This window comes from Mycolicibacterium wolinskyi str. Jessa 2025 (assembly GCF_049241375.1).
GTDB lineage: Bacteria > Actinomycetota > Actinomycetes > Mycobacteriales > Mycobacteriaceae > Mycobacterium > Mycobacterium wolinskyi.
In genome coordinates this window covers 4,566,909-4,591,915 of the sequence record NZ_CP185960.1, presented here as the reverse complement: position 1 = coordinate 4,591,915, position 25,007 = coordinate 4,566,909, and the positions used below count along the sequence as shown (strand labels likewise).

25 protein-coding genes are annotated in these 25,007 nt (G+C 67.2%); 16 read left to right on the top strand and 9 right to left on the bottom strand.

The genetic code is table 11. From position 1 onward, the window contains the following. The first annotated feature begins 28 nt into the window (after nucleotides 1–28). Nucleotides 29–1,363 carry an MFS transporter gene (locus ACOI2T_RS22600; RefSeq protein WP_409503631.1) on the top strand — a complete coding sequence of 445 codons (1,335 nt, stop codon included), beginning with the start codon at nucleotides 29–31 and terminating at the stop codon, nucleotides 1,361–1,363. 63 nt (nucleotides 1,364–1,426) lie between these two features. On the opposite strand, the gene ACOI2T_RS22595 is transcribed toward ACOI2T_RS22600, so the two are convergent. After that, on the bottom strand, nucleotides 1,427–1,855 hold the full coding sequence (locus tag ACOI2T_RS22595; RefSeq protein ID WP_067852318.1) for a MarR family winged helix-turn-helix transcriptional regulator: 429 nt from the start codon (nucleotides 1,853–1,855) through the stop codon (nucleotides 1,427–1,429). A 36-nt stretch (nucleotides 1,856–1,891) separates the two neighbouring features. Here ACOI2T_RS22595 and ACOI2T_RS22590 point away from each other — a divergent pair, with 36 nt between their 5' ends. The 6 genes from ACOI2T_RS22590 (at nucleotide 1,892) to ACOI2T_RS22565 (ending at nucleotide 7,094) form a co-directional block, all read left to right on the top strand. Next, entirely contained in the window at nucleotides 1,892–2,572 is a 681-nt protein-coding gene (locus tag ACOI2T_RS22590) for a class I SAM-dependent methyltransferase (protein WP_409503630.1), read from the top strand. A 127-nt stretch (nucleotides 2,573–2,699) separates the two neighbouring features. Further along, entirely contained in the window at nucleotides 2,700–3,446 is a 747-nt protein-coding gene (gene pyrH / locus ACOI2T_RS22585) for a UMP kinase (RefSeq protein WP_067852321.1), read from the top strand. Between the two features lie 14 nt (nucleotides 3,447–3,460). After that, the gene (gene frr / locus ACOI2T_RS22580; protein ID WP_067852322.1) at nucleotides 3,461–4,018 is read left to right on the top strand and encodes a ribosome recycling factor; all 558 of its coding nucleotides are present in this window, start codon (nucleotides 3,461–3,463) and stop codon (nucleotides 4,016–4,018) included. After that, a complete protein-coding gene (locus ACOI2T_RS22575; RefSeq protein WP_409503629.1) occupies nucleotides 4,018–4,896 on the top strand; it encodes a phosphatidate cytidylyltransferase in 879 nt (292 codons plus the stop codon). The genes frr and ACOI2T_RS22575 overlap by 1 nt, the downstream gene beginning before the upstream one ends. A gap of 39 nt (nucleotides 4,897–4,935) precedes the next feature. Beyond that, on the top strand, nucleotides 4,936–6,033 hold the full coding sequence (gene rlmN, locus ACOI2T_RS22570; protein ID WP_409503628.1) for a dual-specificity RNA methyltransferase RlmN: 1,098 nt from the start codon (nucleotides 4,936–4,938) through the stop codon (nucleotides 6,031–6,033). A gap of 62 nt (nucleotides 6,034–6,095) precedes the next feature. After that, on the top strand, nucleotides 6,096–7,094 hold the full coding sequence (locus tag ACOI2T_RS22565; protein WP_409503627.1) for a DUF4365 domain-containing protein: 999 nt from the start codon (nucleotides 6,096–6,098) through the stop codon (nucleotides 7,092–7,094). 1 nt (nucleotide 7,095) lies between these two features. On the opposite strand, the gene ACOI2T_RS22560 is transcribed toward ACOI2T_RS22565, so the two are convergent. The 4 genes from ACOI2T_RS22560 to ACOI2T_RS22545 all read right to left on the bottom strand — a co-directional run bounded on the left by ACOI2T_RS22560 (nucleotide 7,096) and on the right by ACOI2T_RS22545 (nucleotide 10,918). Continuing rightward, nucleotides 7,096–7,521 (bottom strand): nuclear transport factor 2 family protein, encoded by a 426-nt coding sequence (locus tag ACOI2T_RS22560; RefSeq protein WP_067852328.1) that lies wholly within the window; start codon nucleotides 7,519–7,521, stop codon nucleotides 7,096–7,098. Continuing rightward, a complete protein-coding gene (locus ACOI2T_RS22555; RefSeq protein ID WP_409503626.1) occupies nucleotides 7,521–9,005 on the bottom strand; it encodes an aldehyde dehydrogenase family protein in 1,485 nt (494 codons plus the stop codon). The genes ACOI2T_RS22560 and ACOI2T_RS22555 overlap by 1 nt, the downstream gene beginning before the upstream one ends. 177 nt (nucleotides 9,006–9,182) lie before the next feature. Further along, on the bottom strand, nucleotides 9,183–9,734 hold the full coding sequence (locus ACOI2T_RS22550; RefSeq protein WP_067852588.1) for a TetR/AcrR family transcriptional regulator: 552 nt from the start codon (nucleotides 9,732–9,734) through the stop codon (nucleotides 9,183–9,185). Between the two features lie 44 nt (nucleotides 9,735–9,778). Further along, complete coding sequence (locus ACOI2T_RS22545; protein ID WP_409503625.1) at nucleotides 9,779–10,918, bottom strand: phosphotransferase; 1,140 nt, start codon at nucleotides 10,916–10,918, stop codon at nucleotides 9,779–9,781. A gap of 55 nt (nucleotides 10,919–10,973) precedes the next feature. Between ACOI2T_RS22545 and ACOI2T_RS22540 the strand changes: the two genes are divergently transcribed. Then, the gene (locus ACOI2T_RS22540; protein WP_409503624.1) at nucleotides 10,974–12,185 is read left to right on the top strand and encodes a CaiB/BaiF CoA transferase family protein; all 1,212 of its coding nucleotides are present in this window, start codon (nucleotides 10,974–10,976) and stop codon (nucleotides 12,183–12,185) included. Here the strand turns inward: ACOI2T_RS22540 and ACOI2T_RS22535 are convergent. Both ACOI2T_RS22535 and ACOI2T_RS22530 read right to left on the bottom strand, forming a co-directional pair. Beyond that, nucleotides 12,166–14,364, bottom strand: a complete 2,199-nt coding sequence (locus ACOI2T_RS22535) for a glycoside hydrolase family 3 C-terminal domain-containing protein (RefSeq protein ID WP_409503623.1) — start codon at nucleotides 14,362–14,364, stop codon at nucleotides 12,166–12,168. The two genes, ACOI2T_RS22540 and ACOI2T_RS22535, sit on opposite strands and share 20 nt — an antisense overlap. After that, nucleotides 14,361–14,912 carry a TetR/AcrR family transcriptional regulator gene (locus tag ACOI2T_RS22530; protein ID WP_067852341.1) on the bottom strand — a complete coding sequence of 184 codons (552 nt, stop codon included), beginning with the start codon at nucleotides 14,910–14,912 and terminating at the stop codon, nucleotides 14,361–14,363. Before ACOI2T_RS22530 ends, ACOI2T_RS22535 begins: the two co-directional genes overlap by 4 nt. 86 nt (nucleotides 14,913–14,998) lie before the next feature. Between ACOI2T_RS22530 and ACOI2T_RS22525 the strand changes: the two genes are divergently transcribed. Then, nucleotides 14,999–16,255 (top strand): cytochrome P450, encoded by a 1,257-nt coding sequence (locus ACOI2T_RS22525; protein ID WP_409503622.1) that lies wholly within the window; start codon nucleotides 14,999–15,001, stop codon nucleotides 16,253–16,255. Between the two features lie 85 nt (nucleotides 16,256–16,340). Here the strand turns inward: ACOI2T_RS22525 and ACOI2T_RS22520 are convergent, their stop codons facing one another. Continuing rightward, a complete protein-coding gene (locus ACOI2T_RS22520; protein WP_409503621.1) occupies nucleotides 16,341–17,147 on the bottom strand; it encodes a thioesterase family protein in 807 nt (268 codons plus the stop codon). A 1-nt stretch (nucleotide 17,148) separates the two neighbouring features. Then, complete coding sequence (locus tag ACOI2T_RS22515) at nucleotides 17,149–18,012, bottom strand: SMP-30/gluconolactonase/LRE family protein (RefSeq protein WP_409503620.1); 864 nt, start codon at nucleotides 18,010–18,012, stop codon at nucleotides 17,149–17,151. Nucleotides 18,013–18,087: 75 nt separating this feature from the next. On the opposite strand from ACOI2T_RS22515, the gene ACOI2T_RS22510 reads away from it, so the two are divergent. Genes ACOI2T_RS22510 through ACOI2T_RS22480 form a run of 7 tightly spaced genes read left to right on the top strand, consistent with a single transcriptional unit; the run spans nucleotide 18,088 to nucleotide 24,948 of the window. Next, on the top strand, nucleotides 18,088–18,792 hold the full coding sequence (locus ACOI2T_RS22510) for an NIPSNAP family protein (protein ID WP_409503619.1): 705 nt from the start codon (nucleotides 18,088–18,090) through the stop codon (nucleotides 18,790–18,792). Between the two features lie 7 nt (nucleotides 18,793–18,799). Further along, on the top strand, nucleotides 18,800–20,029 hold the full coding sequence (locus ACOI2T_RS22505; RefSeq protein ID WP_409503618.1) for a cytochrome P450: 1,230 nt from the start codon (nucleotides 18,800–18,802) through the stop codon (nucleotides 20,027–20,029). A 1-nt stretch (nucleotide 20,030) separates the two neighbouring features. Next, nucleotides 20,031–20,999 carry a zinc-binding dehydrogenase gene (locus ACOI2T_RS22500; RefSeq protein WP_409503617.1) on the top strand — a complete coding sequence of 323 codons (969 nt, stop codon included), beginning with the start codon at nucleotides 20,031–20,033 and terminating at the stop codon, nucleotides 20,997–20,999. Further along, nucleotides 20,996–21,781 (top strand): HpcH/HpaI aldolase family protein, encoded by a 786-nt coding sequence (locus tag ACOI2T_RS22495; protein WP_409503616.1) that lies wholly within the window; start codon nucleotides 20,996–20,998, stop codon nucleotides 21,779–21,781. The genes ACOI2T_RS22500 and ACOI2T_RS22495 overlap by 4 nt, the downstream gene beginning before the upstream one ends. Next, complete coding sequence (locus ACOI2T_RS22490; protein ID WP_409503615.1) at nucleotides 21,778–22,509, top strand: SDR family NAD(P)-dependent oxidoreductase; 732 nt, start codon at nucleotides 21,778–21,780, stop codon at nucleotides 22,507–22,509. Before ACOI2T_RS22495 ends, ACOI2T_RS22490 begins: the two co-directional genes overlap by 4 nt. Continuing rightward, nucleotides 22,491–24,023: a flavin-containing monooxygenase gene (locus tag ACOI2T_RS22485; RefSeq protein WP_409503614.1), complete on the top strand. Its 1,533-nt coding sequence runs from the start codon at nucleotides 22,491–22,493 to the stop codon at nucleotides 24,021–24,023. Before ACOI2T_RS22490 ends, ACOI2T_RS22485 begins: the two co-directional genes overlap by 19 nt. Then, entirely contained in the window at nucleotides 24,013–24,948 is a 936-nt protein-coding gene (locus ACOI2T_RS22480; RefSeq protein WP_409503613.1) for an alpha/beta hydrolase, read from the top strand. Before ACOI2T_RS22485 ends, ACOI2T_RS22480 begins: the two co-directional genes overlap by 11 nt. Nucleotides 24,949–25,007: the final 59 nt, after the last annotated feature.

Sequence of the window (25,007 nt, the reverse complement as noted above, 5' to 3'; positions counted from 1 at the left end):
AAGTTCTGATCCTGGAGGCTCGACGACAATGACCAGCACACCGGCAATGACGCACGGTAAACCCGGCAGAGAACCCGACCCGGCGCCAGGCGGTCGCAGTCGAGCGACCCGGATCCGATGGGCCGTCGCGGTCTTCTGTGCGGTCGGTCTCGCGATCAACTACATCGACCGATCCGCGGTGTCGGTGAGCCTGCCGTTCATGACCGAGGACTTCCACCTCACACCGACCGAGAAAGGCCTCATTCTCAGCGCGTTCTCGTGGAGCTATGCGCTCATGCAGATTCCGGCGGGCCGGCTGATCGACCGGTTCGGCGAACGCGTGATGTTCGGTGCCTCGGTGCTGGTCTGGTCGCTGTTCACCGGCGCGACCGGCGTGGTGAACAGCTTCGGCGCATTGCTGGGGTTGCGGTTGGGCCTCGGTGTGGGTGAGGCCGGCGCCTACCCGGCGGCCGCCAAGACGGTGTCGCACTGGTTCCCGCTGCGGCTGCGCAGCCGCGCCACATCGGTCTACGACAGCGGTGCCCGTATCGGCAGTGCCGCCGCGACACCGCTGATCGCCCTGATCATCGGCCTGTGGGGGTGGCGCGCGGCGTTCCTGTTCGCCGGTGCGCTCGGCGTGCTCTGGGCGATCGGCTGGTGGGCGTGGTACCGGCGTCCTGAGGTCATGTCGGCGGTCAACGAAGCCGAACTCGCGATCATTCACGAAAGCCACAAGGAGCAGGCCGCGACCAACCTCGATCCCACCGCCAAGCCCATGCGGCTCGTCGAACTCTTCCGCCGCCGCACGGTGTGGGGCATGATGCTCGGCTTCTTCTGCCTCAACTTCATGATCACGTTCTTCCTGACCTGGTTCCCGTCGTACCTGGTGGAGGAGCGTGGATTCGACCTGCTGAAACTCGGTGTCTTCGGGATGATCCCGCCGCTCGCGGCCATCCTCGGCAGCTGGATCGGCGGATTCGTGGGCGATTACCTACTGGCGCGTGGCTGGTCTCTCAATCGCGTCCGCAAGACCTGCCTCGTCGGCGGCATGCTGGTGTGCTCGGTGATCGCCCTCGCTGCCGTCGCACCGCAGGCCTGGCAGGCGCTGACGCTGATGTCGATCTCGTATGCGGCCTCGGCGTTCACGATCGTCACGATCTGGTGCCTGCCGGCCGACGTCGTCGACTCCAGCACGGTTGCCAGCTTGGGTGCCACGCAGAACTTCTTCTCCAACATCGGAAGCGCCCTCAGCCCGATCGTGATCGGCGCACTGTACGGCGCGACCGGTTCGTTCGAGTTCCCATTGGTGCTCACCGGCGTCGTCGTGGTGGCCGGGGCGCTGTGCTTCGGGCTGCTGATCAAGCGGGTGGAGCCCATCCGCTAGCCCGCGGCAGCTGCGAAATCCCCCGATTCCCAAGGGAACCGGGGGATTCGTGGCGTTCGGCGCTCAGTCCACGGCGTGCGCCAACAGGCGTTTGAGTTCCCGCCGCTGGTCGACGGTGAGGCTGGCGAGAACATCCGCTTCGGTGGCAAGCACCGCGGCCTCGGCGCGCTTGAGCAGTGCGGCCCCTTCCGGCGTCAGCTCGGCGGGCAGGGCGCGGCCGGACGTGACGGTGTCCGGCCGCCGCACCGCACCCTTGTCCTGCAGTCCGCGCAAAACGTTGTTCATGGCCTGCGGGGAGACGTTGGTGTGGCGCGCGAGCTCGGCGTTGGACTGCCCGGGGGCCATCGACAGGATCCGCAGGCAGACGAACTCGGGCAACGTCAACCCCAGCGGCTGCAGCTGCGCGGCGACCTTGGGTTGCAGTACCGCGACCACGCGATACATCAGGTAGCCGAGAGGCTGCTCCTCAAGAAAGTCACTCATATCAAGCATATTGACACATATCAACCAGGTTGATATACCGGACACATGACCACACCACAGGACATCTTCGAATCTGCATACCGCGGTGAAGCTTCGGAGTTCGCGGGCGTCCGGCCGCCCTGGAGCATCGGCGAGCCCCAGCCCGAGATCGCCGCGCTCATCGAAGCGGGCAAGTTCCACGGCGACGTGCTCGACGCCGGCTGCGGCGAAGCCGCCACCGCGCTGTACCTGGCCGAGCGCGGCTTCACGACGGTCGGGCTCGACCAGTCGCCGACCGCAATCGAACTCGCCCGTGCCGAGGCCGCCAAGCGGGGTTTGACCAACGCCAGCTTCGACGTCGCCGACATCAGTTCGTTCACCGGATATGACCGCCGCTTCGGCACGATCGTCGACAGCACGCTCTTCCACTCCATGCCCGTCGAACTCCGCGAGGGCTACCAGCAGTCGATCGTGCGCGCTGCCGCGCCCGGCGCGTCGTACTTCGTCCTCGTATTCGACAAGGCCACCATGGGCGACACCGGGCCGGCCAACCCGGTCAGCGACGACGAACTACGCGACATCGTCGGCAAGTACTGGGTGATCGACGACATCCGCCCGGCCCGCATCCACGCCAACGTGCCACCGGAATTCGTGAACTTCAGGGATTTCGCAGGTCTCGACATCCGCGACGAGGGCAACGGCCGCAAGTCGGTCGCCGCCTGGTTGCTGCAGGCCCACCTCGGTTAGTCCCGGCCGGCCGGCGACACTCGGCTCCCCCCGGCAACGCGAAAGCCCCGACATAGGGCAGGATGGAGTTGCCGTCCTGGGCAATCGCCGGGATGGCTCTCTAATGCGAGGAGTGCCGAGGAGAGCGATGGCGGATCCGAATGTCGCCGGCCAGGCAGCACCTATTCGACCGCTCTATTCGCGGGTGCTGCTGAAACTCGGCGGGGAAATGTTCGGCGGCGGACAGGTCGGGCTCGACCCCGACGTCGTCGCCCTGGTCGCGCGCCAGATCGCCGAAGTCGTCCGCAGCGGCGCTCAGATCGCGGTTGTCATCGGCGGCGGCAACTTCTTCCGCGGTGCCCAGCTGCAACAGCGCGGCATGGAGCGCACCCGGTCCGATTACATGGGCATGCTCGGTACCGTCATGAACAGCCTTGCCCTGCAGGACTTTCTGCAGAAGGAAGGTATCGACACCCGCGTGCAGACGGCCATCACCATGGGTCAGGTCGCCGAGCCGTACATACCGCTGCGGGCGGTACGCCACCTGGAAAAGGGCCGCGTCGTCATCTTCGGCGCAGGCATGGGCCTGCCGTACTTCTCCACCGACACCACGGCTGCCCAGCGTGCCTTGGAGATCGGCGCCGAGGTCGTGCTGATGGCCAAGGCGGTCGACGGCGTGTTCACCGCCGACCCGCGCGAGGACCCCAATGCCGAGCTGCTGACGGCGATCACCCACCGCGAGGTCATCGATCGCGGACTCAAGGTCGCCGATGCGACGGCGTTCAGTCTCTGCATGGACAACGGCATGCCGATCCTGGTGTTCAATCTCCTGACCGACGGCAATATCGCTCGTGCGGTGGCGGGTGAGAAGATCGGAACACTGGTCACCACCTGACGGGAGAAAGAACAGTGATCGACGAGACTCTCTTCGACGCCGAGGAGAAGATGGAAAAGGCCGTGACCGTGGCCCGCGACGACTTGGCGTCGATTCGTACCGGCCGGGCCAACCCCGGCATGTTCTCCCGCATCAACATCGACTACTACGGCGCGATGACGCCGATCACGCAGCTCGCGAGCATCAACGTGCCCGAGGCGCGCATGGTCGTCATCAAGCCGTACGAGGCTTCTCAGCTGCGGAACATCGAGGACGCGATCCGCAACTCCGACCTCGGCGTCAACCCCAGCAACGACGGCAACATCATCCGGGTGGCCATCCCGCAGTTGACCGAAGAACGTCGTCGCGACCTGGTCAAGCAGGCCAAGTCCAAGGGCGAGGACGCCAAGGTGTCGGTTCGCAACATCCGCCGCAAGGCGATGGAAGAACTCAGCCGCATCAAGAAGGACGGCGAGGCCGGCGAGGACGAGGTGGGCCGGGCCGAGAAGGAACTCGACAAGTCGACCCACACCTACACCAATCAGATCGACGAACTGGTCAAGCACAAAGAAGGCGAGCTGCTGGAGGTCTAGTGACCGATCAGCAAGCAGGATCCGTGGCAAGCACACCGGTCGGAGAACCGCCGAAGAAGCAGTCCCGCGCCGGTCGCAACCTGCCGGCGGCCATCGCCGTCGGGGTGGCGCTCGGCGGCTCCATCATCGCCATACTGCTGTTCGCACCGCACGTCTGGGTCGCGGTGGTCGCCGTCGCCATGGCGGTCGCCACGCACGAGGTCGTCCGCCGGTTGCGCGACGGCGGGTTTTCGATCCCGGTGGTGCCGCTGCTGCTCGGCGGCCAGGCCATCGTGTGGCTGACCTGGCCATTCGGGGCGGCAGGCGCGTTGGGCGCCTTCGGCGGCACCGTGGTGCTGTGTCTCATCTGGCGGCTGCTGGGCGGCGGGTTGTCGACCGCCCCGGCGAACTACCTGCGCGATGTCTCGGTCACGGTGTTCCTCGCGGCGTGGATACCGCTGTTCGGCGCGTTCGGCGCACTGCTGATCTACCCGGACGACGGTGCCGGCCGCGTGTTCTGTCTCATGCTCGGCGTGGTGGCCTCCGACGTCGGCGGCTACACGGCCGGCGTGCTGTTCGGCAAGCATCCGATGGTGCCCGCGATCAGCCCCAAGAAATCCTGGGAAGGGCTGTGCGGCTCGCTCGTGCTCGGCATCGTCGTGTCGGTACTTGCCGTGCAGTTCCTGCTCGACAAACCGGCGTGGGTCGGCATCCCGCTCGGGATCATGCTGGTGATCACCGGAACCCTCGGCGACCTCGTCGAATCCCAGGTCAAACGCGATCTCGGGATCAAAGACATGGGCACGCTGCTACCCGGTCACGGCGGCATCATGGACCGCATCGACTCGGTGCTGCCCTCGGCCGTCGCCACGTGGATCGTGCTGTCGCTGCTGGCGTGAGCGAGCACCGGGCGCCGGGTGAGATACTGGTGTTTCATCATGCCCGGATCCCTGCCTTTGATCTTCGATGCCCCGCGCCGCGCCATGCCGCCGCGGCACCTTGCCGACCTCGACGAAGCCGGGCGTGCGGCCGCGGTCACTGAACTCGGGCTTCCGGCGTTTCGGGCCAAGCAGCTCGCCAATCAGTACTACGGCAGGCTGATCGCCGACCCGCAGCAGATGACCGACCTGCCCGCCGCGGTGCGCGACCAGGTGGCCGAAGCGCTGTTCCCGACGCTGATCTCGCCGGCCCGCGAAATCCAGTGCGATGCCGGTGAGACGCGCAAGACGCTGTGGCGTGCGGTTGACGGGACGACGTTCGAATCCGTGCTCATGCGGTACCCGCAGCGCAACACGGTGTGCATCTCGTCGCAGGCCGGCTGCGGCATGGCCTGCCCGTTCTGCGCGACGGGCCAGGGCGGACTCAAGCGCAACCTGTCGACCGCCGAGATCCTCGAACAGGTCCGCTCGGCGTCGGCCGCGATGCGCAATGAACATGACGGACGGTTGTCGAACATCGTCTTCATGGGCATGGGGGAGCCGCTGGCCAACTACAACCGCGTGCTCGCCGCCGTCCGCAGGATCACCGCACCGTCGCCCAACGGCTTCGGGATCAGCGCCCGGTCGGTGACGGTGTCGACCGTCGGTCTGGCGCCCGCGATCCGCAAGCTGGCCGACGAGCGCCTCGGCGTCACCCTCGCGGTGTCACTGCACACGCCCGACGACGAGCTGCGCGACACGCTCGTCCCGGTCAACAACAGATGGCCGGTCCACGAAGTTCTCGATGCCGCCCGGTATTACGCCGACGTCACCGGTCGCCGCGTGTCCGTCGAGTACGCGTTGATCCGCGATGTCAACGACCAGCCTTGGCGCGCAGACCTTCTCGGCAAGAAGCTGCACGCCGCACTTGGGCCGCTTGTACACGTCAACCTCATCCCACTGAACCCGACACCGGGCAGCGAATGGGATGCCAGCCCCAAGCCGGTCGAGCGCGAATTCGTCAAGCGGGTACGCGAGCGGGGCGTGTCGTGCACGGTGCGCGATACCCGTGGCCGCGAGATCGCCGCGGCCTGCGGTCAGTTGGCAGCCGAGGGCTGAGGCTTCACACCGCTTGTCGGTCTTCGTTCGTATCGTTGTGCGCAACGTGCGGAGGGGGAGCGATGGTTCGGCGAAGGGCCAATCTCGGTGTCGAGCGTGCGGGGGTGAACGCCGTTGTCGCCCTGCTCGAGGCGGCGGGGCACATTGTTCATCAAGTGGACGGCACAAAGGACCACGGCCTGGATCTGTACGTCCAATTGGTAGAGGACGGCCGTCCGACCGGGGCCCACATCGCCGTTCAAGTGAAGTCGGGGAGTACGTATCGCAGATCGTTCGGGTATGCGATCCCGGTCGGAAAGCACGCCGAGATCTGGCGAACCACCAACGTTCCCGTCATCGGTGTCGTCTACGACCCCGAGATGCGGATGCTGTACTGGTGCAACGTCACCGGGCACCTCCAGGAGACGCCGGACTCGAGGGCGGTGCCGGTGGGCGAGGATCAGGTGCTGACGCGGCAGAACGTCGTCGCGATGATCGCCGAAGTCCATGGCTTCATCCATCCGGTCGACCACACCCGGCGGGTGATCGCGCGGTTGGTGAGGGCACGCCACGCCCCCGCTGAGCCGTCGGTTGTCGGAGGAATGCCCAACAAGGCGTTCTCGTTCATCGCGAAATGGGTGGAGCGCAATCACGGTTCGGTCGGTAAGGCGGCCATATTCGCCGCGCTGGCAGTCATCGTGATGAGCGGTGCGCTCACCCTCGCGTTGGTCCATCTTTTCGCGGTCCGGCATGTGTCGATCACGAACACCTGGACGTGGACCGCTGTGGTGGCTGCGTTCGCGATATTAGCTTTGGGGGCAGCATATTTCGAGCAGATTGCCGGGCGGTCGGCCGTGCTGCTGCGTTGTCTGGGCGGCGTGCCGCTCATGGTTTACTGCGTGCTGTCCCAGGTGGAGTTGTCGCCGAGGGCGGCGCGGGTGATCTCGACGGTGGGTGCCGAGCTCGCAGGCAAGGGCATGCTGATCTTGGCGCTGTTCTTCGTCATTCGAGAGTTGGATCGGCGCCGCCGGATGCGCGCGGCCTACGGTGCCCCGACGGCTGAGCACCTCGGCGCTCGATGAGCTAGGCCCGCGCCGGCGCGTTGGTGAACCACAGGTTCTCCTCGCGGAGACTGCGGCTGCGCCAGCCGTCGGCGGTGCGCACCAGTTCGTGGTGGTAGTAGCCGCCGCATGCACTCATCTCCGACATGCCCGGCAACTGCATGGGGTTGTAGAACATCGCCCGCACGGTCGCGGTGTCGCCGTCGATCTGCGTGTCGATGTTGGTGATGTAGTGCATCGTCCACGGGATCGCCGCGAAACCGGCGGCCAGCCAGTCGGCCACCTCGTCGCGGCTGCCTGCGATGGCACCGGCCGAGGTGTAGTCGATGTGGGCGTCCTCGGTGAACACCGACCGGTAGGTGTCCCAGTCTTTTGAGTCGACCCCGCGGGCGTAGCGGGTCAGCAGGGCCGAGATCGCCAACTCGTCGGCAAGCCGCTGCACGTCCACTAGTCGGGCATCCCGATGGTCTTGGACTCGAAGTACTCCTTGAACCCTTCCTCGCCGTTGCGCCTGCCGAGGCCGCTCTGCTTGGTGCCGCCGAACGGGCTGTTGATCCCGAAATGGCTGCGGCTGTTGATCGTGACGTTTCCGGTGCGGATCCGTCGCGCGATCGCGAACGCCCGGTCGAGGTCGGTGGAGGAGACCTCGCCGGACAGGCCGTAGATCGAGTTGTTGGCGATGGCAACGGCGTCGTCGTCGGTGTCGTACGGAGTCACCGTCAGCACCGGACCGAAGATCTCCTCCTGCGCGACGCGGGCGTCGGGATCGACGTCGGCCAGCAGGGTGGGCGCGACGTAATAGCCGGTGGGCAGGCTCTCGGGCACGCCGCCGCCGGTGACGAGCCGGGCCCCCGAGTCGAGTCCGGATGTGATGAGCCCCAGCACCTTTTCGCGCTGGGTCGCGCTGATCTGCGGGCCCTGCATGATGCCGGGTGTCCACGGGTCGCCGACCGGGAAGTTCTCCATGGCGCCCTTGAGAATCTCGATGCCTTCGTCGTAGCGGCTTCGGGGGAGCAGGATACGGCTGGGCAGGATGCAGGACTGCCCGCTCATCACGCAGGCCATCATCGCCGCGATCGGCAGCGCGGAGTTGAGATCAGCGTCGTCGAGCACGATGTGGGCGGACTTGCCGCCGAGCTCCAGCAGCGTCTTCTTGACCGTCGGCGCACCGGCGGCCAGGATCGCGCGCCCGGTCGCGGTGGACCCGGTGAACGTGATCATGTCGACCCGCGGATCGGCCGACAGCGCGGCACCGACCTCGTTGGCGTTCGAGACCACGACGTTGAACACACCCGCCGGGATATCGGTGTGCTCGGCGACGATGCGCCCGAGCTCGGTACCCGACCACGGCGTCAGCTGGGCCGGCTTGAGCACGACGGTGTTGCCTGCCATCAACGCGGGAACGGTCTCGGCGATGTTGAGGTAGAACGGCACGTTCCACGGTGTGATCGCCCCGACCACACCGACCGGCTCATAGGCGATCTTGCGCCGTGCCGGTCCCAGCTGGGTCTGGTGCACGCCGGTGTCGACGACGTACTCGAAGTTCTTGCCATGCTCGGCCCAGTGCTTGACCTCGCCGATCGGGTCCTCGATCTGGCTGCCGGTCACGGTGACGGGACAGCCGACCTCGGTCACCAGGATCCGGCGCAGCCGTTCCTTGTCGGCTTCCAGGGCCTCGTGCAGCTGCATCAGGCAGTGGTGGCGGAACTCGACGTCACGGCTCCAGTCGGTTTCGTCGAACGCCCGCCGCGCGGCGCCGACGGCCTTCTCGACATCGGCCACCGTGCCGTCGCTGGCCTGGCCGGCGACCTCTTCGGTGGCCGGGTGGATCACGTCGAATTTCGCACCGCTGCCGGTGTATTGGAGTTCACCGTCGATGAGCATGCGTTCGTCGCCGGCCAGCACGCCGCTGTCGCTCTGCACCTGGGTCATGCCGACTAGCTTTACAAAATTGCGCGCCAGTGTCATCCCCTTGGCGGAACTTGTCGAGCAGTCGCTCAATGCCGCCCGAGCGTGGTCCTTGGCCGCCATTGTCACGCCAGTGTGACTGTCGGCGCCGAGTGCCACTCCTGCGTGACAATGGCGGGCTGCCGGGAGCGGTGGCGGAGATCAGTCGGGCTGTTTGATGCCGACGGCGTGGCGCAATTGGGCCAGGAATTGGTCGCCGTCGTCGCTGCGCACGATGTAGTGCGATACCGCGACGCGGATGGCGGTGGCGGCCTTGACCGCGGCGTTGGGTCCCGACAGCAGTTTGAGCAGCCGGGCCCGCATGATCGGGATGACGTGGGTCAACTGGGCGATCACGACCTCGGGTTCGATGTCGACCAATCGGACGCCCGAATAGGACTGTTGGTACTGCACGATGAACCGCAGTGCGGCATCGAGCTTTTCGGTGCCCCGCAAACCGACGGTCGCGCGGCCGATGCCGTTGTCGAACATCTCGCGCTCATAGCGTCCGAACGCGTCGAGCAGTTCCTGCTTGTCGGCGAACCAGCGGTACAGCGTCGGCCGCGACACCCCGGCCTGCAGCGCGACCTCGGACAGGCTCAGCTTGGTCTGACCGCTGCGCGCGAGTACCTCGGCCGTCGCCACCAGGATCCGGTGGCGCGTCGAGGTGTCTTCGTTCGGCACATCCCGCTGCGCGGGCAAAGGTTCATTCACGTCCAAGCCTCAATGGTTGTGGTTCCCCCAAAATGGTAGGGCCATCACATCAACTTCTTGAGCAATGCCACAGTCTCGAGGTCCTCCAACGCCGCAACCCCACGTCGAGCGCCTTCCAGGGCGATACCCTCGGCCTGCATACCGCCCATGCCCGCGGTGATCACCGGCGCGGTGTAGGCGTACAGCGCGCCCATGCGGTAGCGCTCCCAGAGCTCGTCGCGGTCGAGGCTGGGTCCGCCTGCCGCGGCAAGCGCGCTCCGGTAAGTGTCGAGAAGATCTCGCTCGGCGGACTGTCGGTCGGTCGTGGTCATGCTGGTGATCAGGGTATACGCGAGCTCCCGGCCGGGGTGGCCGCGCCGCACCGCCTGCCAGTCCAGCAGGCCGACGGCGCCGCCGCGGAAGTACAGATTGCCGGGGTGTGCATCGCCGTGCATCACGGTGTGCGGGGGTCGATCCAGCAGTTGCGCCGCGGCGCGATAGTTCTCGTCGATGAACCGGCCGCCGGCCACCGGTATGTCGGTGCGTTCGGCGAGGCGTCGCGTCGACATCTTGAGCAGCGACCCGGTCAACAGCGACGTGTGATCGCCGGATGCCGAGTACAGCCAGCCCAGCCGACCGCTGCCTGCGCGTTCCGGCAGACGGCCCCAGAAGGCCGCGTGCAGCCGGGCGAGGAGTTCGACCGTGAGGCCGGCCCGGTCCTTGTCGAGCGGGTGCAGCGTGTCGGGAAAATCGCACTTTTGCAGTGCGAGGTCCTCGAGCACGAGCACGAACCGGCCGGTCAGCGGATCGAATGCCGAGCCGTATGACCGTGGCACCCCTGGCAGGCCGGGGGCCAGCTGCTCGTAGAACCTGACCTCGGTCTGCGCGAGGCGGCCGAGTTCGCCCATGAGCCGCGTCGCGGCCGTCTCGGCGGGCATCTTGACGAACACCGATTCCGGTACGTCGTCGCCGACGAGCGCGAGCCGGGCCCGCGACGAGGTACCCGCGTCGCCGTCGATCACCGCGACCGAGCGCACGGTGCGTCCGATGAGCCGCGACAGGTGGCCGGCGTCCAGGTCGGCAACCCGGCGCGGAATGCCGCGCATGCGGCCGACGGTCGCGTCTGTTGCGATACGTTGCACGCCGTGGCCGAGGTGTGCGGCCAGGCCGAGGGCGGGGGTGACGCGACGAGCTGTCGTGAGCATCCGCCAAGTTTACAAATTGTGCAGTAATTGTAAATGCGAATGAGAAAGGGCGTCGATGGCAGGTCCGATGGAGGGGTTCCGGGTCGTCGAACTCGGCGTCTGGGTGGCCGCGCCCGCGGCAGGCGGAATACTCGCCGACTGGGGTGCCGACGTCATCAAAGTCGAACCGCCGGCCGGTGATCCTGCGCGGACCTTCGGCCGCATGCTCGGCCTGGACACCGACGTCAATCCGCCCTTCGAGATGGACAACCGCGCCAAGCGCAGCATCGTCGTCGACCTGACCACCGACGAGGGCCGCGCCACCATGGCTGAATTACTCGGTGGCGCAGACGTTTTCCTGACCAACGTGCGGCCGGTCGCGCTGAGCCGGTTGGGCCTGGATTTCGCGACGGTCGCCGCGCGCAACCCGCGTCTGGTCTATGGGTTGATCACCGGATACGGCCTGTCCGGACCCGACGCCGACCGTGCCGCCTACGACGTCGCGGCATTCTGGGCCCGCGCCGGGCTGGCCGACCTCCTGACCCGGCCCGGTGACACGCCGCCGTTCCAGCGCGGCGGTATGGGAGACCACGCCGCCGGAATGACGTTGGCCGCCGCGGTCTGCGCGGCGTTGCTGGCCCGAAGTCGTACCGGTACCGGGCAATTGGTGAGCACATCGCTCTACCGTCAGGGCGCCTACACCGTGAGCTTCGATCTGAACACCTTGTTGATGACCGGCCAGCAGATCGCGATCGGCCGGCGCGAGACGATGGCCAACCCGTGTATGAACAACTACGCCGCCGCGGACGGCAAGCGGTTCTGGATCGTCGGCCTGCAAGGCGACCGGCACTGGCCCGCGCTGTGCCGGGTGGTCGGGTGCACCGAGTGGCTCACCGATGCGCGATTCGCCACGGCGCGTGACCGATTCGCCAACTCCCGCGAACTGATCGCCGAGTTGGACGAGCTGTTCGCCGCGCGTCCACTCGCGCAGTGGGCCGAGCTGTTCGCCGCGCGTCCACTCGCGCAGTGGGCCGAGCTGTTCGATGCCGAGCCCGATTTCTTCTGGTCACCCGTCAACTGCCTCGACGACGTCGTGGCAGACGAACAGTTCCACGCGGCCGGAGGCATTGTCTATGTGCCCGACGCGGATTCGAGCATGCCGATGGTGGCGACTCCGGCCGATTTCTCCGCGACACCCGCCGAGCCCCGCCGCGCCGCTCCGGCGCTCGGCGAGCACACCGAGGAGATCCTCGCCGAGCTGCGCGGTGTCAGGGGCGGCGGGAGTTGATGGCGGTCAGCAGTTCGTCGAGTTGGTCGCGCGTAACCCGGCCGCCGGAGAACCCGATCATCCGCTCGATCGGGATCGAGGCCAGCATTCGCAGCAGGTCGGTGCCCAGGGCCGTCGTGTCGGTGCCCGCCGGGGCGGCTTTGCTCAAGGCGTCGAGGGCGATCGGCGCCGCGACCGGGTCGGCCAGGATCTCGCCGAGCGTCGATTCGCGGGTGAACGGCACGCGGATCTCGTCACCCGCCAGCGTCGTGGTGGCGTGCAGGCGCAGATCCCGGCTGGAGGCGCCCACCGACACGGTGTAGTCACCGCCTTCGAGAACCCAGCCCTCGATGTTGACGTCCCAATACGTGAGAGCTGTTCTGCTGACCGGGATCTCGACGGAACGCTGTTCGCCGGGCGATAACGTGACGCCGGTGAAACCGACCAGCCAACGGGGTGGCCTGCTCACCCGGGATCCCGGCAACGAGGCATAGACCTGAACCACTTCCCGGCCCGCCCGCGAGCCGGTGTTCGTCACCCGCAGCAGCACCGTCAGGTCGTCGGACACCTCCAGATCCGAGTACTCGAACCGCGTGTAGGACAGGCCGTGGCCGAACGGATAGGTCACCTCCAGGTCGCGGGCGTCGAACCAGCGGTAACCGACGAAGATCCGCTCGCCGTACACGGTGTGGCCGTTCTCGGACGGGAAATTCAGATACGCCGGGGTGTCCTCCAGGCGTAGCGGCACCGTCTCGGCGAGCCGTCCCGACGGGTTGACCACGCCGAACAACACGTCGGCGATCGCGCCGCCACCGGCCTGGCCGAGCAGCGCGCCGTCGAGGATCGCCGGAGCCAGTTCCGCGACGGGGCCCAGACGTACGACGCCACCGTGCGAGAGCACCACGACCGTGCGCGGCTGCACCTCGACGACGGCGCGGAGCAACTCGATCTGATCGGCAGGCAGGTCGATGTGCTCGCGGTCGTAACCCTCGGATTCCTCCTCGGCGGTCAACCCGAGAAATACGATCGCGGTGTCCGCGGCTGCCGCGGCCGCGACGGCCGCCGACGCGCCTGCGGTATAGGTGACATCGTAATCGCCTGCGAGCGCGCGTATCTCGTCGAGGGGGACGTCCACCCGGGTCGGGTTCACGTGCGAACTGCCCCCGCCCTGATACCTGGGGTGCTGCGCGAAGGTGCCGATGACGGCCAGTGTCGACGGAGCCAACGGGAGCAGATCGCCGTCGTTCTTGAGCAACACCACGGCCCGCCGGGCCGCCTCACGGGCCAGGTGATGGTGCGCGTCACCGTCGAACGATCCAGTGGTCACCGCGTTTTCGCTCGCGCGGACCGCCAGGCGCGCGACCCGCTCGGCGGCGCGCGTCACCGCCGCATCGTCGAGCGTGCCCGCGGTCACCGCGGCCACCACATCGGCGTCGGTGACACCGCCGGCCGACGGCATCTCCAGATCCAGTCCCGCGGCGACCGCCGCGACCCGGTCGCGCACCGCGCCCCAGTCGCTGACGACGACGCCGTCGAACCCCCACTCGTCGCGCAGCACTTTCGTGAGCAGCCACGCGTTCTCGGCGGCATAGACGCCGTTGATGCGGTTGTACGAGCACATCACCGTCCAGGGCTGCGCCTCGCGCACCACGTGTTCGAAGGCCCGCAGATAGATCTCGCGCAGGGTCCGGTCGTCGACGTCGGAGCTCGCCCGCATCCGGTCGTGCTCGGCGTTGTTGGCCGCGAAATGTTTGACCGAGGCGCCGACCCCGCGGCTCTGCACCCCGCGCACCCAAGCCGCCCCGAGCACACCGGACAGCAGCGGATCCTCCGAGTAGTACTCGAAGTTCCGGCCACACCGCGGGTCACGTTTGATGTTGACGCCCGGGCCGAGCAGCACATGCACGTCCAGCGACAGGCACTCGTCGCCGAGCGCCGTGCCGATGCGTTCCACCAGTTCGGGGTCCCAGGTCTGGCCGAGCCCGGCCGCGGGCGGAAAACACGTGGCCGGCTTGCTGCCGCCGATACCCAAATGATCTGTCGCGTTGCCGGATTGCCGACGTACGCCGTGCGGTCCGTCGGTGAGCACGATCGCGGGGATCTCGCCGATCGCCTTGGTGGTCCAGAAGCTCGCACCGCTGCCCAGGGCGGCCCGTTGCTCCAGGCTGAGCTCGGTGATGTCGGTTCGGGGTTCGTTCACCCTTCCCGAGGGTAGCTTCGGTTCCTCACCCGGGCGGCATGTCGCAGCTGGGCCAGGAAGTCCTCGTCGTCGTCGCCGCGGACCAGGTAGTGCGATATCGCCACGCGTACCGCGGTGGCAGCGGCCAACGAAGCATCCGGTCCCGACGACAGCCGCTCGAGCCGCTCGCGCATGAGGGGAATGATCTGCGCCAGCCGTCTGATCACCTGCTCCGGTTCGATGTCGACCATGCGCAGGCCGGGATAGGACCGCTGATACTCGGCGGTGATGCGCAGCGCTGCGTCGAGACGTTCGGCGGCGGGCAGGCCTGCCGACGCTTTCGCCACCGCCTGCTCGAAGTACGAGCGTTCCCATACGACGAACGCGTCGAGCAGATCCTGCTTGGAGGCGAACCAACGGTAGAGGGTCGGCCGCGACACCCCGGCCTGCGAAGCCACCTCGGACAGGCTGAGTTTCGTCATCCCGTTGCTGCCGAGCACCTCGGCGGTCGCGACCAGGATGCGCTCGCGCGTGGTGTTCTCGTCATCGGCGGACGACACGTCAGGCATCGTCACAGCTTTACAAAAGAATGGAGAACTGTCACGCTAAATCTGGCGTGCCGCCGTCGTCGCACGCCCCGCAGGAGGGAATCCACGTGACAGTTGCCAGCTCGCCGCAGGCACGCGAATACAGCCCATTCGACATCACGTCGCACGACTTCTGGAGCCAGCCGTTCGCCAAGCGCGACGAGACGTTCGCGCAGTTGCGGGCCGGCGAGGGGTTGAGCTGGCATCAGCCGCTGTCGACGCTGTTCGACGTCGAGGAGCCGGGTTTCTGGGCGCTCACCCGCCGTGCCGACATCCAGTTCGCCAGCCAGCATCCGGAGATCTTCACGTCGGCGCAAGGCGTTGCACTCGACCCGATGCCCGCCGAGGTGCAGAAGTTCGCGACGTTCTTCTTGATGATGGATCCGCCCGAGCACACCACGTACCGCCGCCTGATCAGTTCGGCGTTCACCCCGCGCAACGTCCGCCGGATCGAGGAACAGATCCACGCCAACGCCGTCGCGGTGGTCGACGACCTGATCGGTGCCGGCGACATCGACTTCGTGGAAGCCTGTTCGGCGCGGCTGCCGATGCTGACGATCTCGGAGATGCTCGGGGTTCCCGCCGCCGATCAGCCCGCGCTCGCGAAGGCCGCCGAGAAGTTGTTCAGCATGAGCGACGACGAGTACTCGAGCATCGAAGAACGCGCCATGGACACGATCAACGAGATCATGCTGATCTCCAACACCGGTGTGGAGTTGGCCAAATTCCGCCGGGCCAATCCCGGTGACGACCTGATGACCAGCATCGTGAACGCCGAAGTGGACGGCCACCGGCTCACCGACGAGGAGATCGGGGCCTTTCTCATCCTGCTCGCGTCCGCGGGCAACGACACCACCAAGCAGACCACGACGCACGCGATGATGGCGCTTGCCGCCAATCCGGACCAACGGGATTGGCTCATGGAGGATTTCGACGGCCGGATCGGTTTGGCGACCGAGGAGTTCGTCCGGTGGGCGACGCCGGTGATCCAGTTCGCGCGGTTCGCGACGCAAGATGTCGAGCTGGCCGGGCAGAAGATCAGCGCGGGGGACAAGGTCGGCCTGTTCTACTGCTCGGCCAATCGCGACGAGACGGTCTTCGACAATCCGCAGCGCTTCGATCTGAGCCGGTCGCCAAATCCGCAGATCGGATTCGGCGGCGGCGGGCCACATTTCTGCCTCGGCAACCAACTTGCCAAGAGCGAGTTGCGAAACCTGTTCCGCGAGTTGCTGACCCGACTGAAAACCATCGAGTTCGGCGAGCCGGAAATGCTCTACAGCAGCTTCGTCCACGGCATCAAACGCGTGCCCGCCCACGTGCGGTAGCCTCGACTTCTCCTGCGCGAACAGACACGTAGGTACCCGAAAACCCTTCAAAGAGGGCACCTTCACGTCTGCTCGCGGGAGAAAATCAGCGGGGGCGCACCAGCACCGACTGCTGGATGGCGCCCACCGCACCCTCCTGATCGAACAGTGTTCCCACGGTGGTGCCGATACCGTCTGGTCCGTAGTTGGTGTCGGCGCGGATGCCGATCCACTCGCCGTCGGGGATCCGGTGGATGTGCACCACCAGGTCGGTGTTGAGGAACGTCCACTTGCGGATGTCGATCTTCGAGCCGATGCCGTTCGCGTCGTCGGCGACGGCGAACAACCGCTGCAACGGCGTCATGGCCTCGCCCTTGACCAGATCGACGGTCGGCTTGAGCCACGACTCACCCGGGCCCGGAACCTGCGGTACGGTCAGCCACCGCCAGTCCAGGCTGTGCACGTAGTTGGGCTCCCAGTTCTTGGCCATGTCGCGGCTGCGGGCCTCGTCCAGCGGGGGCAGGGGCGGCGCGGCAGCGTGCTGCAGCGCGGCGGTGTCGAGTGTGCGCATGCGCCACCCGCTTGCCCGCGCGACCGGCCGCGGTGTGCCGTCGGGACCCGGGGCCAGCATCTCGGCGGTCAGCAACTCGATCTGCTTTCCGGGACGCTCCACCGTCGCGCGAACCCACAGGTCGCCCTCTGACGGCACACCGCCCAACAGGTCGATCGCGACGCGGGACAGGCGGGTGTCCGCGCGCCGCGCGCAGGTTTCCAGAGCGCGGACGAGGAGCGCCGACACCGGTGCGGCGTGTTGGATGGCCGCCGACCACGTGCCGCGCACCATGTCCGTGGCCCGGAATCGCTGGCCACGCGGATCGGCGTCGTCGATCAACTCGTAATAGGAATCCGACATGTCAGTGGTGGTGATCGCCGGAACCCGAGTGGTCGCCCGGTGCGGGTACGTCGACCATCGCGGCGTCGACCCGCGACAACTTCGTGCCGACCAGCCGTTCCGGGTAGGCGTCGGTGGTCGTGACCATGAACAGCATTCGGCCTTCCGGGCCACCGAGCGCGCATGCGATCGCGGTGCGGCCGTGAGCGTCGATGCGATCGGTGACCGTGCCACCGTCGACGATGCGCTGGAACCGGTGTGCCAAGGTCAGCGCCGTCCAGACGCCGCCATCGGCGTCGACGGCGATGCCGTCGGGCGGACCGTCGAGACCATCGGCGAACACGCGACGCTCGGTCAAACCGCCGACGGAATCGATGGCGAACGCGGTCAACCGCCGTGCGGTCGACTCCGCGACGATCAGGGTGGCGCCGTCGGGCGTGATCGCCATGCCGTTGGGGAAGTCGAGGTGCTCGGCGACGACGTGGACGGTGTCATCCGGGTCGATCCGCACGATCACGCCGCCGCTGCGGGCCTGTGAACCGACGTACGCCCGGCCGTGATCGTCGATCACCATGTCGCCGAGGGCCGCTGGGACCAGGTCGCTGAGATCGGCGAGCAGTTCGACGGTGTCGCCGTCGTAGCGCAAGATCTGGCGACGCTGCGTCGACACGATCAGTAGCGTGCCGTCGGGTCGAAAACCCAAGCCGGACGGCGAATGTCCGGGTAACGGCAGAGTCGTCATGGAACCGGACAGCGTCACGGTGTGCACGGCTTCACCCAGCATGTCGGAGAACCACAACAGGCCCTCGAACCAGCGTGGGCCCTCGCCGAAACAGAACCCGTTGGCGAGTTCGGTTGTCGACACGAGTTCGGCTCCGACCGTCATGACAGCGCACCTTTACAAAACACGCCTCGAGTGTCACGCTCTCGAGGTGTCACTGTCAACCACCGGAGCGGCGTGATGAAGAAGTTCTACGGCCACACGCTGCTGTATCTGCACGAGACGATCGACCTGGGGGCGGGCCGCGCGGACCAGTTCACACAGGCATTCAGCGACGTCTACCAGCCTATGATGGAAGACCTCGGGGCCCGGTTGTTCGCGATCTGGGAGACGACGCCCTACAACGGACACTGGCCGCAGGTGACGATCATCTGGGAGATCGACGCGTTCGCCGACTATGCCCGGATCGGCAAGGCGCAGGCCGCCGGTGGCAGCCACGAGAAGCCGGCGACGCAATGGGCGACGTATCTGTCGGAGATCGGTGCCCGTGGCGAGGGCCGGATCATGTACGCGGGCAAGTACAACAGGACACTGGCCGAGTTGCGGGAGGAGGGGTTCGGCGCGAGCCTGGTGATCCAGGAGATCATGCAGACCAAACCCGGCAGGCAGGACGACTACATCCGCGAACTGGAACGGCTGTACGTGCCGTGGTCGGAACGGACCGGCAAGCGTTGGCTCGGCTCGTTCATCACCACGTTCCGGTTCAACGAGGTCATCCACTACTGGGCGCTGGACGGCGACTGGGATTGCTTCGAAAACCACTACCCGTCCTGGAAGGACAGCCCGCCCGCCGAGATCGTGACATGGATGAGTGTCGCCCCGGCCCTGCGGGACGGCTGGGAGGATTCGATCCTGGCGGCCCTGCCGCCGTCTCCGTTGAAGTAGGCGCGTGATGAATCGACCTGTGCTCCAGGACTTCACATACGATCCGTTCGACCCGGATGTGATGGCCGATCCGCTGCCGTACTACCGGATCCTGCGTGACGAGCATCCGGTGTACTACATCGACAAGTGGGACACCTACGCGCTGTCGCGGTTCGACGACATCTGGGAGGTGCTCGGTATCACCGACGGGACCTTCGTCGCGTCCGAGGGAACGTTGCCGGCCGCCACCGTTCTGAGCCACCACAACGACGGGCCGGTGCCCGATCCGCCGTTGCACCCCATGCCTTTCCACGCAAACTTCGATTCGCCCATCTACGAGAATGTCCGGCGCTGCACCTCGGCGCAGTTCCGGCCACGGGCGGTGCCGAAGCTCGCGGACCGGATCCGCACCCTCGCCAACGAGCGCCTCGACGAGCTGCTGCCACGCGGGCGCTTCGACCTCACCCAGGACTACGCCGGAATCGTGGCGGCCGCGATGGTGTGCGAATTCGTCGGTCTGCCAGCTGAACTCGCTCCGGAGGTGCTGGCCACCGTGAACGCCGGGAGTCTCGCCCAGCCGGGGGAGGGCGTCGAGGTCGGCAACGCCAGGCCCGGCTACCTGTCCTACCTCACGCCGATCGTCGAACGGCGGCGCGCCGAAGGGCCCGACGGCAGCGTGCCGATCGCCGACAGCCTGATCGGCTTCCGGCTGCCCGACGGCTCTGCCCTCGGCGACATGGAGGCCGCCGTCCAGATGCTCGGCGTGTTCATCGGCGGAACTGAAACGGTGCCGAAGATCACTGCGACCGGACTGTGGCAGCTGCGCAGGCACCCCGACCAGTTGGCGGCGGTCCGTGCCGACCTCGACGGGAACGTGCCGATCGCCCGCGAGGAGATCATCCGGCACAGTGCCCCGGCGCAGTGGTTCGCCCGAACGGTGCGGCGGCCCTACACCATTCACGACACGACCCTCAAACCGGGGCAACGCGTCATCACGCTGCTGGCTTCGGCGGCCCGCGACGAGCGGGAGTACGACAACCCCGACGCGTTCATCTGGAACCGGCCGATCGAGCGGCTCTTGTCGTTCGGTCGTGGCCAGCACTTCTGCCTCGGCGTGCACGTGGCCCGGCTCGAGATCACGGTCATGATCCAGGAGTGGCTGAAACGCGTGCGGGACTACCACATCGACGAGCAGGCGGCATCGCGTCCGCCGTCGAGCTTTCAGTGGGGCTGGAACAACATCCCCGTGGAGGTGTGAGATGTGGTGCTATCGCCTCGTCGCGCCGTACACGTTCGAGCGTACCGAGGCCGAAAAGCCCGCGCCGGGATCGCTGAGCGACGGGCAGGTGCTCCTGCAGTTCCTGGCGGCCGGGGTGTGCGGCAGTGATCTGCCCGGTTTCCGTGGTACGCAAGGCAAATTGCCAGGGGACACCGGTCGGAGTGCTGCCGAGATGAACGGATTCCCGATCCACGAGATCGTCGGCGAGGTGCTCGCGAGCCGCCACCCCGACCACCGCACGGGTGACCGGGTGGTGGGCTGGGCCTCGGGGTTCGACGGCCTGATGGAACGCATCGTCGCCGACGGAAGCGGCCTGGCGTCCTACGATCCGGCGCTGACGCCACCACTCGCGGTGGCGCTGCAACCCCTTGCGTGCGTGCTCTACGCGATGGAACAGCTGGGCGACCTCACCGGCCGCCATGTCGCGGTGATCGGTCAGGGGTCGATCGGCCTGCTGTTCAGTTATGCGGCAAAGGCTTTCGGTGCGAGACGCGTCACCGGGGTGGATCCGGTGGACCGGTCGGCGATCGCCGCGCGATTCGGGGTCGACACCGTGGTCCGCGCGACGAGCGATCGTTGGGTCGGCCACCTCGATGGCGCCGACCGGCCGCACGTCGTGATCGAAGCCGTCGGCCACCAGGTCGCGACGCTCAACCATGCCCTGTCCGCCGCGGCGTTCGGCGGCACGGTGTTCTACTTCGGCGTTCCCGACGACGACAGCTACCCGATCAGTATGCGAACCATGCTGCGCAACAACCTCACCCTGAAATCCGGTGTGACACTGGACCGGCGCCGGGTGCTGGCGCGCGCCGACGAATTCGCCAGGCAGCATCCCGACCTGCTGCCGAACTATGTCACCCACACCTTCGGCATCGACGAGGTGCAGTCGGCGTTCGAGCTGGCATGCCGCCCGGTCCCGGGCCGCGTCAAGATCGCGATCACCGCATGAGCGTCAGCAGACTGCAGGATGCGCTCGCGGCGAACGCGACGATCTGGGGCGGCTGGGTCGTCGGCCCCACGATCATCGGACCAGAGGAGTTCGCCCATGCTGGTTATCACTACGTCGGATTCGACGTGCAGCACGGCTATCTCGACGATGCGGACGTCGCACTGCTGCTGCGGCGCCTCGAACACGTTCCGATCGCCACCGCGGTGCGCCTGCCGTCGCCCGACCCGGCACCCATCGGGCGGGTACTCGATGCGGGCGCGGACGCCGTGATCATCGCCATGGTGGAAACGCACGAGCAGGCTGCCGCCGCCGTCGCCGCGACCCGCTACGCACCCGACGGGGTCCGCAGCTTCGGGCCCCTGCGCGCGAGCCTCGGGCACGACACCGCGGCGCTGGAGAGCAGGGCGAGCGTGTTCGCGATGATCGAAACCGCGCAAGGAGTTTCGGAGGTCGACCGGATCTGCGCGGTACCCGGACTGTCCGGCGTCTACGTCGGCCCGGCCGATCTGGCGATCTCGCTGGGCCACCGGGTTGCCGATGCCTGGACGCATCCCGACGTCCGCGCTGCAATGGTCACGATCCGCAGCGCGGCCGCGGCCGCCGGAATCGTGAGCGGAATCCATGCCGGTAGCGGGAGGCTCGGAAGAGCCATGGCGGATCTGGGTTTTCAGATGGTCACGCTGGCCTCGGAATCGCAGGCGCTGCGCCGCGGCGCGGCCGAGCACCTCAACGAGGCGGCCGGGCACACGCACGACGAATCAGCGCAAGGGGGATATCAGTGACCGAAACCGACCGCGTGGCCCTGGTCACGGGTGCAGCCCGCGGACAAGGCGCCGCGATCGTGAGCCGGCTGGTCGCCGATGGCTTTCAGGTGGCGGCCACCGATGTTCTCGTCGACGAGCTGAGCACGGCAACAGCGGGTTTCGGGGACAAGGTCACGGCGATCGGGCTTGACGTCGCATCGGCCGAGCAGTGGCAGCGAGCCGTCGAGGCCACAGTGCAACGGTTCGGTGCACTGAGCACGCTAGTCAACAATGCCGGCGTGCTGCACCGGGCGTCGATACCCGACGAGACACCGCAAGGATTCGAGGGCAGTTGGCGGATCAACTGTCTCGGCCCGTTTCTCGGGATTCGCGCCGCGCTCGAACACCTCCGCCGCGCCGAGAACGCTGCCGTCGTCAACACCTGCAGCACCGGAGCCATCCGCCCGTTCCCTCATCACGTGGCCTACGGCTCGTCGAAGTGGGCGCTGCGCGGGCTCACCCAGGTGGCCGCGGCAGAACTCGGCCCGCACGGCATCCGGGTCAACGCGGTGTTTCCGGGCCCCGTCGAGACGCCGATGCTCGACGAGACCACGCAAACCAGGCTGGCGGCCCGATCAGTCGCCGGGCGGCTGGGTAAACCGGCCGAGATCGCCGACGCCGTCGCGTTCCTGGTGTCCGAACACGCGTCGTTCATCACCGGGTCCGAGCTCGTGGTCGACGGCGGCCAATGTCTGCAGATCGGATGAGGATGTCCAAATCACTCTCGGTGGGCATCATCGGCGCCGGGCCGGGCGGCCTGGCACTGGGAATCTTCTTGAAGAAGGCCGGTTTTGGCGACTTCACGATCTTCGACCGCGAGGACGGGGTTGGCGGAACCTGGCGGATCAACACCTATCCCGGGCTGGCATGCGACGTGAAATCGCATCTGTACTCGTATTCGTTCGATCTGAACGCCGAGTGGTCACGGCTGTGGTCGGGGCAGCCGGAGATCCTCGAGTACTTCGAGCGTTGCGCACAGCGATACGAACTCGCGCCGCACCTCGCACTGCGCACCGAGGTGGTGAGCGCGCACTGGGAACCGGACGACAAGACCTGGCGGCTCACCACCGCGTCGGGCGATGAGCACCGGTTCGATGTCGTGGTGTCGGCGGTCGGGCTGTTCACCCAGCCCGTCCTGCCGAATCTCATCGAGGAAGAACCCTTCACCGGCACGGTGATGCACTCGGCACGCTGGGACCACTCCGTGGAGATCGAGGGGCGGCGGGTCGCAGTGCTCGGGACCGGCTCGACCGCGTCGCAGGTGGTGCCCGAACTGGCGAAGGTCGCCGAGAAGGTGTACTCGGTGCAGCGGTCACCGACCTGGATCCTGCCGAAACCCGATCGCCCGTACACCGATCGGGAACGCTGGCTGTTCGCGCACGTGCCGTTCGCGAAGAAGATCTACCGCACGCGGCTGTGGCTGCGCAGCGAGGCCAATATCTCGGTGATCGAGAACGGCAGCGACAAGACCCACGAGTTCCGCGGTATCGCACTCAAAATGCTCGAATCGGCCGTCGCCGACGAGGCGTTGCGGGAGAAACTCACGCCGTCCCATCCACTCGGCTGCAAACGGCTCGTGTTCTCGTCGGACTTCATCCCGACCCTGACCCGGCCGAACGTGGAGGTGGTGTCCAGCCCGGCCCGCGCGCTGCGGGCCCGGACCCTGGTGACCGAGGACGGCCAGGAACTCGACGTCGACGTCGTGGTGTGCGCGACCGGATATGCCGCGGCCGACTACCTCGGCCAGATCGAGGTGGTGGGGGAGGCCGGTGTGACGCTGCGCGACACCTGGCGCGACGGCGCATACGCCTACCTCGGCATGGCCGTGCCAGGCTTCCCGAACTTCTTCATGCTCTACGGGCCGAACACCAATGTCGGCTCCAACAGCGTCATCTTCATCCTCGAAGCGCAGGCCCGATACGTCGTGCGCGCGCTGAAGTACCTGCGGCGCAAGCGAAAGCGATACGTGGCGGTGCGCGCCGACACGACCGCGCGGTACCTGGCCGACATCGACGAATGGATGCAGGGCACGGTGTGGCTCACCAGGTGCAGCAGCTACTTCCGCGCGCCGAACGGGCGAGTGGTCACCCAGTGGCCGCGCAGCGCCCGAGCGTTCTGGACGATGACGCGCCGATTCCGCGCCGCCGACTACCAGTTCGAGCCCGCGGCAGCACAGCCGGTGCGGCTCGCGCCTACCGCAGCCACGGCCGATGACCGCTGAGCGCAAGGCCTGGCTCGATCGGCTCGACCCGGCACTGCGTGGCTTCGCCGACGCTCGTACCGACCTGTCGGCCAATGCACTCGGTGTTGTGCGGACGTCGATCGACCAGCGGCGCCGCGACGGCGCACAAGCTCTGGACACTCCCGGCGTCGACATCGCGGGCGGCCGCGTGACATTGGGGCGGCGTAGTGTCCCGGTGCGCGTCTACCGGGGCGGCCCGTCGCCATCGCCGGCCGTCGTCTACTGCCACTCCGGTGCGTTCGTGCTCGGCAATCTCGACATCGACCAGATCCAATGTGTGGAGCTGGCCAGACGCGCCCGCTGCACAGTGATCTCGATGGACTACCGGTTGGCGCCGGAGCATCCGTATCCCGCTGCGCTCGACGACGCGGTCATGGTGCTCAACTGGGTGATTGCGCTCGCCGGCGAACTCGACATCGACGCTGGCCGAATCGCGGTGGCAGGCAGCAGCGCGGGCGGGGCGCTGGCGGCGGCGCTCGCGCAGCAGGCCGCTGCCGGCTCCGTTCCGCCGATCGTCTACCAGCTGCTGCATCAGCCCGTCCTTGACAACCGGCCGACCGCCTCGAAGGACGAGTTCGCCGACACACCCGGGATCGACGGACCGGCGACCGTCCTGATGTGGGACCACTATCTCGGTCGTCGGGAGGCCGTGCCCGCGGCGGTGCCCGCCCTCGCCACGGACCTCGCCGGTCTCGCACCGGCCTGCATCACGTGCGCTGAACTGGATCCGCTGCGCGATGAGGCACTCGACTACGCGCGACGGCTGCTTGCGGCGGGCGTGCCGGCCGAGCTGCACGTCTTTCCCGGGGCCTGCCACGGATTCGATTCGCTGCTGCCGGATTGGGAACTGAGCCAACAGCTGTTCGCCCTGCAAGCCGCGGCATTGAGGCGTGCACTGTATTGACGTATTCGTTAGCTCGGTGCCTCGACGGCGCACAGCCCCGGCGCGATGGGCGATAATGC

What these genes read in the sequence shown, in the direction of transcription:
- ACOI2T_RS22555 (WP_409503626.1), bottom strand. Translation starts at nt 9,005, where the DNA reads ATGACCCAGGTGCAGAGCGACAGCGGCGTGCTGGCCGGCGACGAACGC.
- ACOI2T_RS22595 (WP_067852318.1), bottom strand. Translation starts at nt 1,855, where the DNA reads ATGCTTGATATGAGTGACTTTCTTGAGGAGCAGCCTCTCGGCTACCTG.
- ACOI2T_RS22480 (WP_409503613.1), top strand. Translation starts at nt 24,013, where the DNA reads ATGACCGCTGAGCGCAAGGCCTGGCTCGATCGGCTCGACCCGGCACTG.
- rlmN (WP_409503628.1), top strand. Translation starts at nt 4,936, where the DNA reads ATGCCCGGATCCCTGCCTTTGATCTTCGATGCCCCGCGCCGCGCCATG.
- ACOI2T_RS22565 (WP_409503627.1), top strand. Translation starts at nt 6,096, where the DNA reads ATGGTTCGGCGAAGGGCCAATCTCGGTGTCGAGCGTGCGGGGGTGAAC.
- ACOI2T_RS22540 (WP_409503624.1), top strand. Translation starts at nt 10,974, where the DNA reads ATGGCAGGTCCGATGGAGGGGTTCCGGGTCGTCGAACTCGGCGTCTGG.
- ACOI2T_RS22505 (WP_409503618.1), top strand. Translation starts at nt 18,800, where the DNA reads ATGAATCGACCTGTGCTCCAGGACTTCACATACGATCCGTTCGACCCG.
- ACOI2T_RS22530 (WP_067852341.1), bottom strand. Translation starts at nt 14,912, where the DNA reads ATGCCTGACGTGTCGTCCGCCGATGACGAGAACACCACGCGCGAGCGC.
- ACOI2T_RS22600 (WP_409503631.1), top strand. Translation starts at nt 29, where the DNA reads ATGACCAGCACACCGGCAATGACGCACGGTAAACCCGGCAGAGAACCC.
- ACOI2T_RS22495 (WP_409503616.1), top strand. Translation starts at nt 20,996, where the DNA reads ATGAGCGTCAGCAGACTGCAGGATGCGCTCGCGGCGAACGCGACGATC.
- ACOI2T_RS22510 (WP_409503619.1), top strand. Translation starts at nt 18,088, where the DNA reads ATGAAGAAGTTCTACGGCCACACGCTGCTGTATCTGCACGAGACGATC.
- ACOI2T_RS22545 (WP_409503625.1), bottom strand. Translation starts at nt 10,918, where the DNA reads ATGCTCACGACAGCTCGTCGCGTCACCCCCGCCCTCGGCCTGGCCGCA.
- ACOI2T_RS22515 (WP_409503620.1), bottom strand. Translation starts at nt 18,012, where the DNA reads ATGACGGTCGGAGCCGAACTCGTGTCGACAACCGAACTCGCCAACGGG.
- ACOI2T_RS22485 (WP_409503614.1), top strand. Translation starts at nt 22,491, where the DNA reads ATGTCTGCAGATCGGATGAGGATGTCCAAATCACTCTCGGTGGGCATC.
- ACOI2T_RS22520 (WP_409503621.1), bottom strand. Translation starts at nt 17,147, where the DNA reads ATGTCGGATTCCTATTACGAGTTGATCGACGACGCCGATCCGCGTGGC.
- ACOI2T_RS22500 (WP_409503617.1), top strand. Translation starts at nt 20,031, where the DNA reads ATGTGGTGCTATCGCCTCGTCGCGCCGTACACGTTCGAGCGTACCGAG.
- ACOI2T_RS22590 (WP_409503630.1), top strand. Translation starts at nt 1,892, where the DNA reads ATGACCACACCACAGGACATCTTCGAATCTGCATACCGCGGTGAAGCT.
- pyrH (WP_067852321.1), top strand. Translation starts at nt 2,700, where the DNA reads ATGGCGGATCCGAATGTCGCCGGCCAGGCAGCACCTATTCGACCGCTC.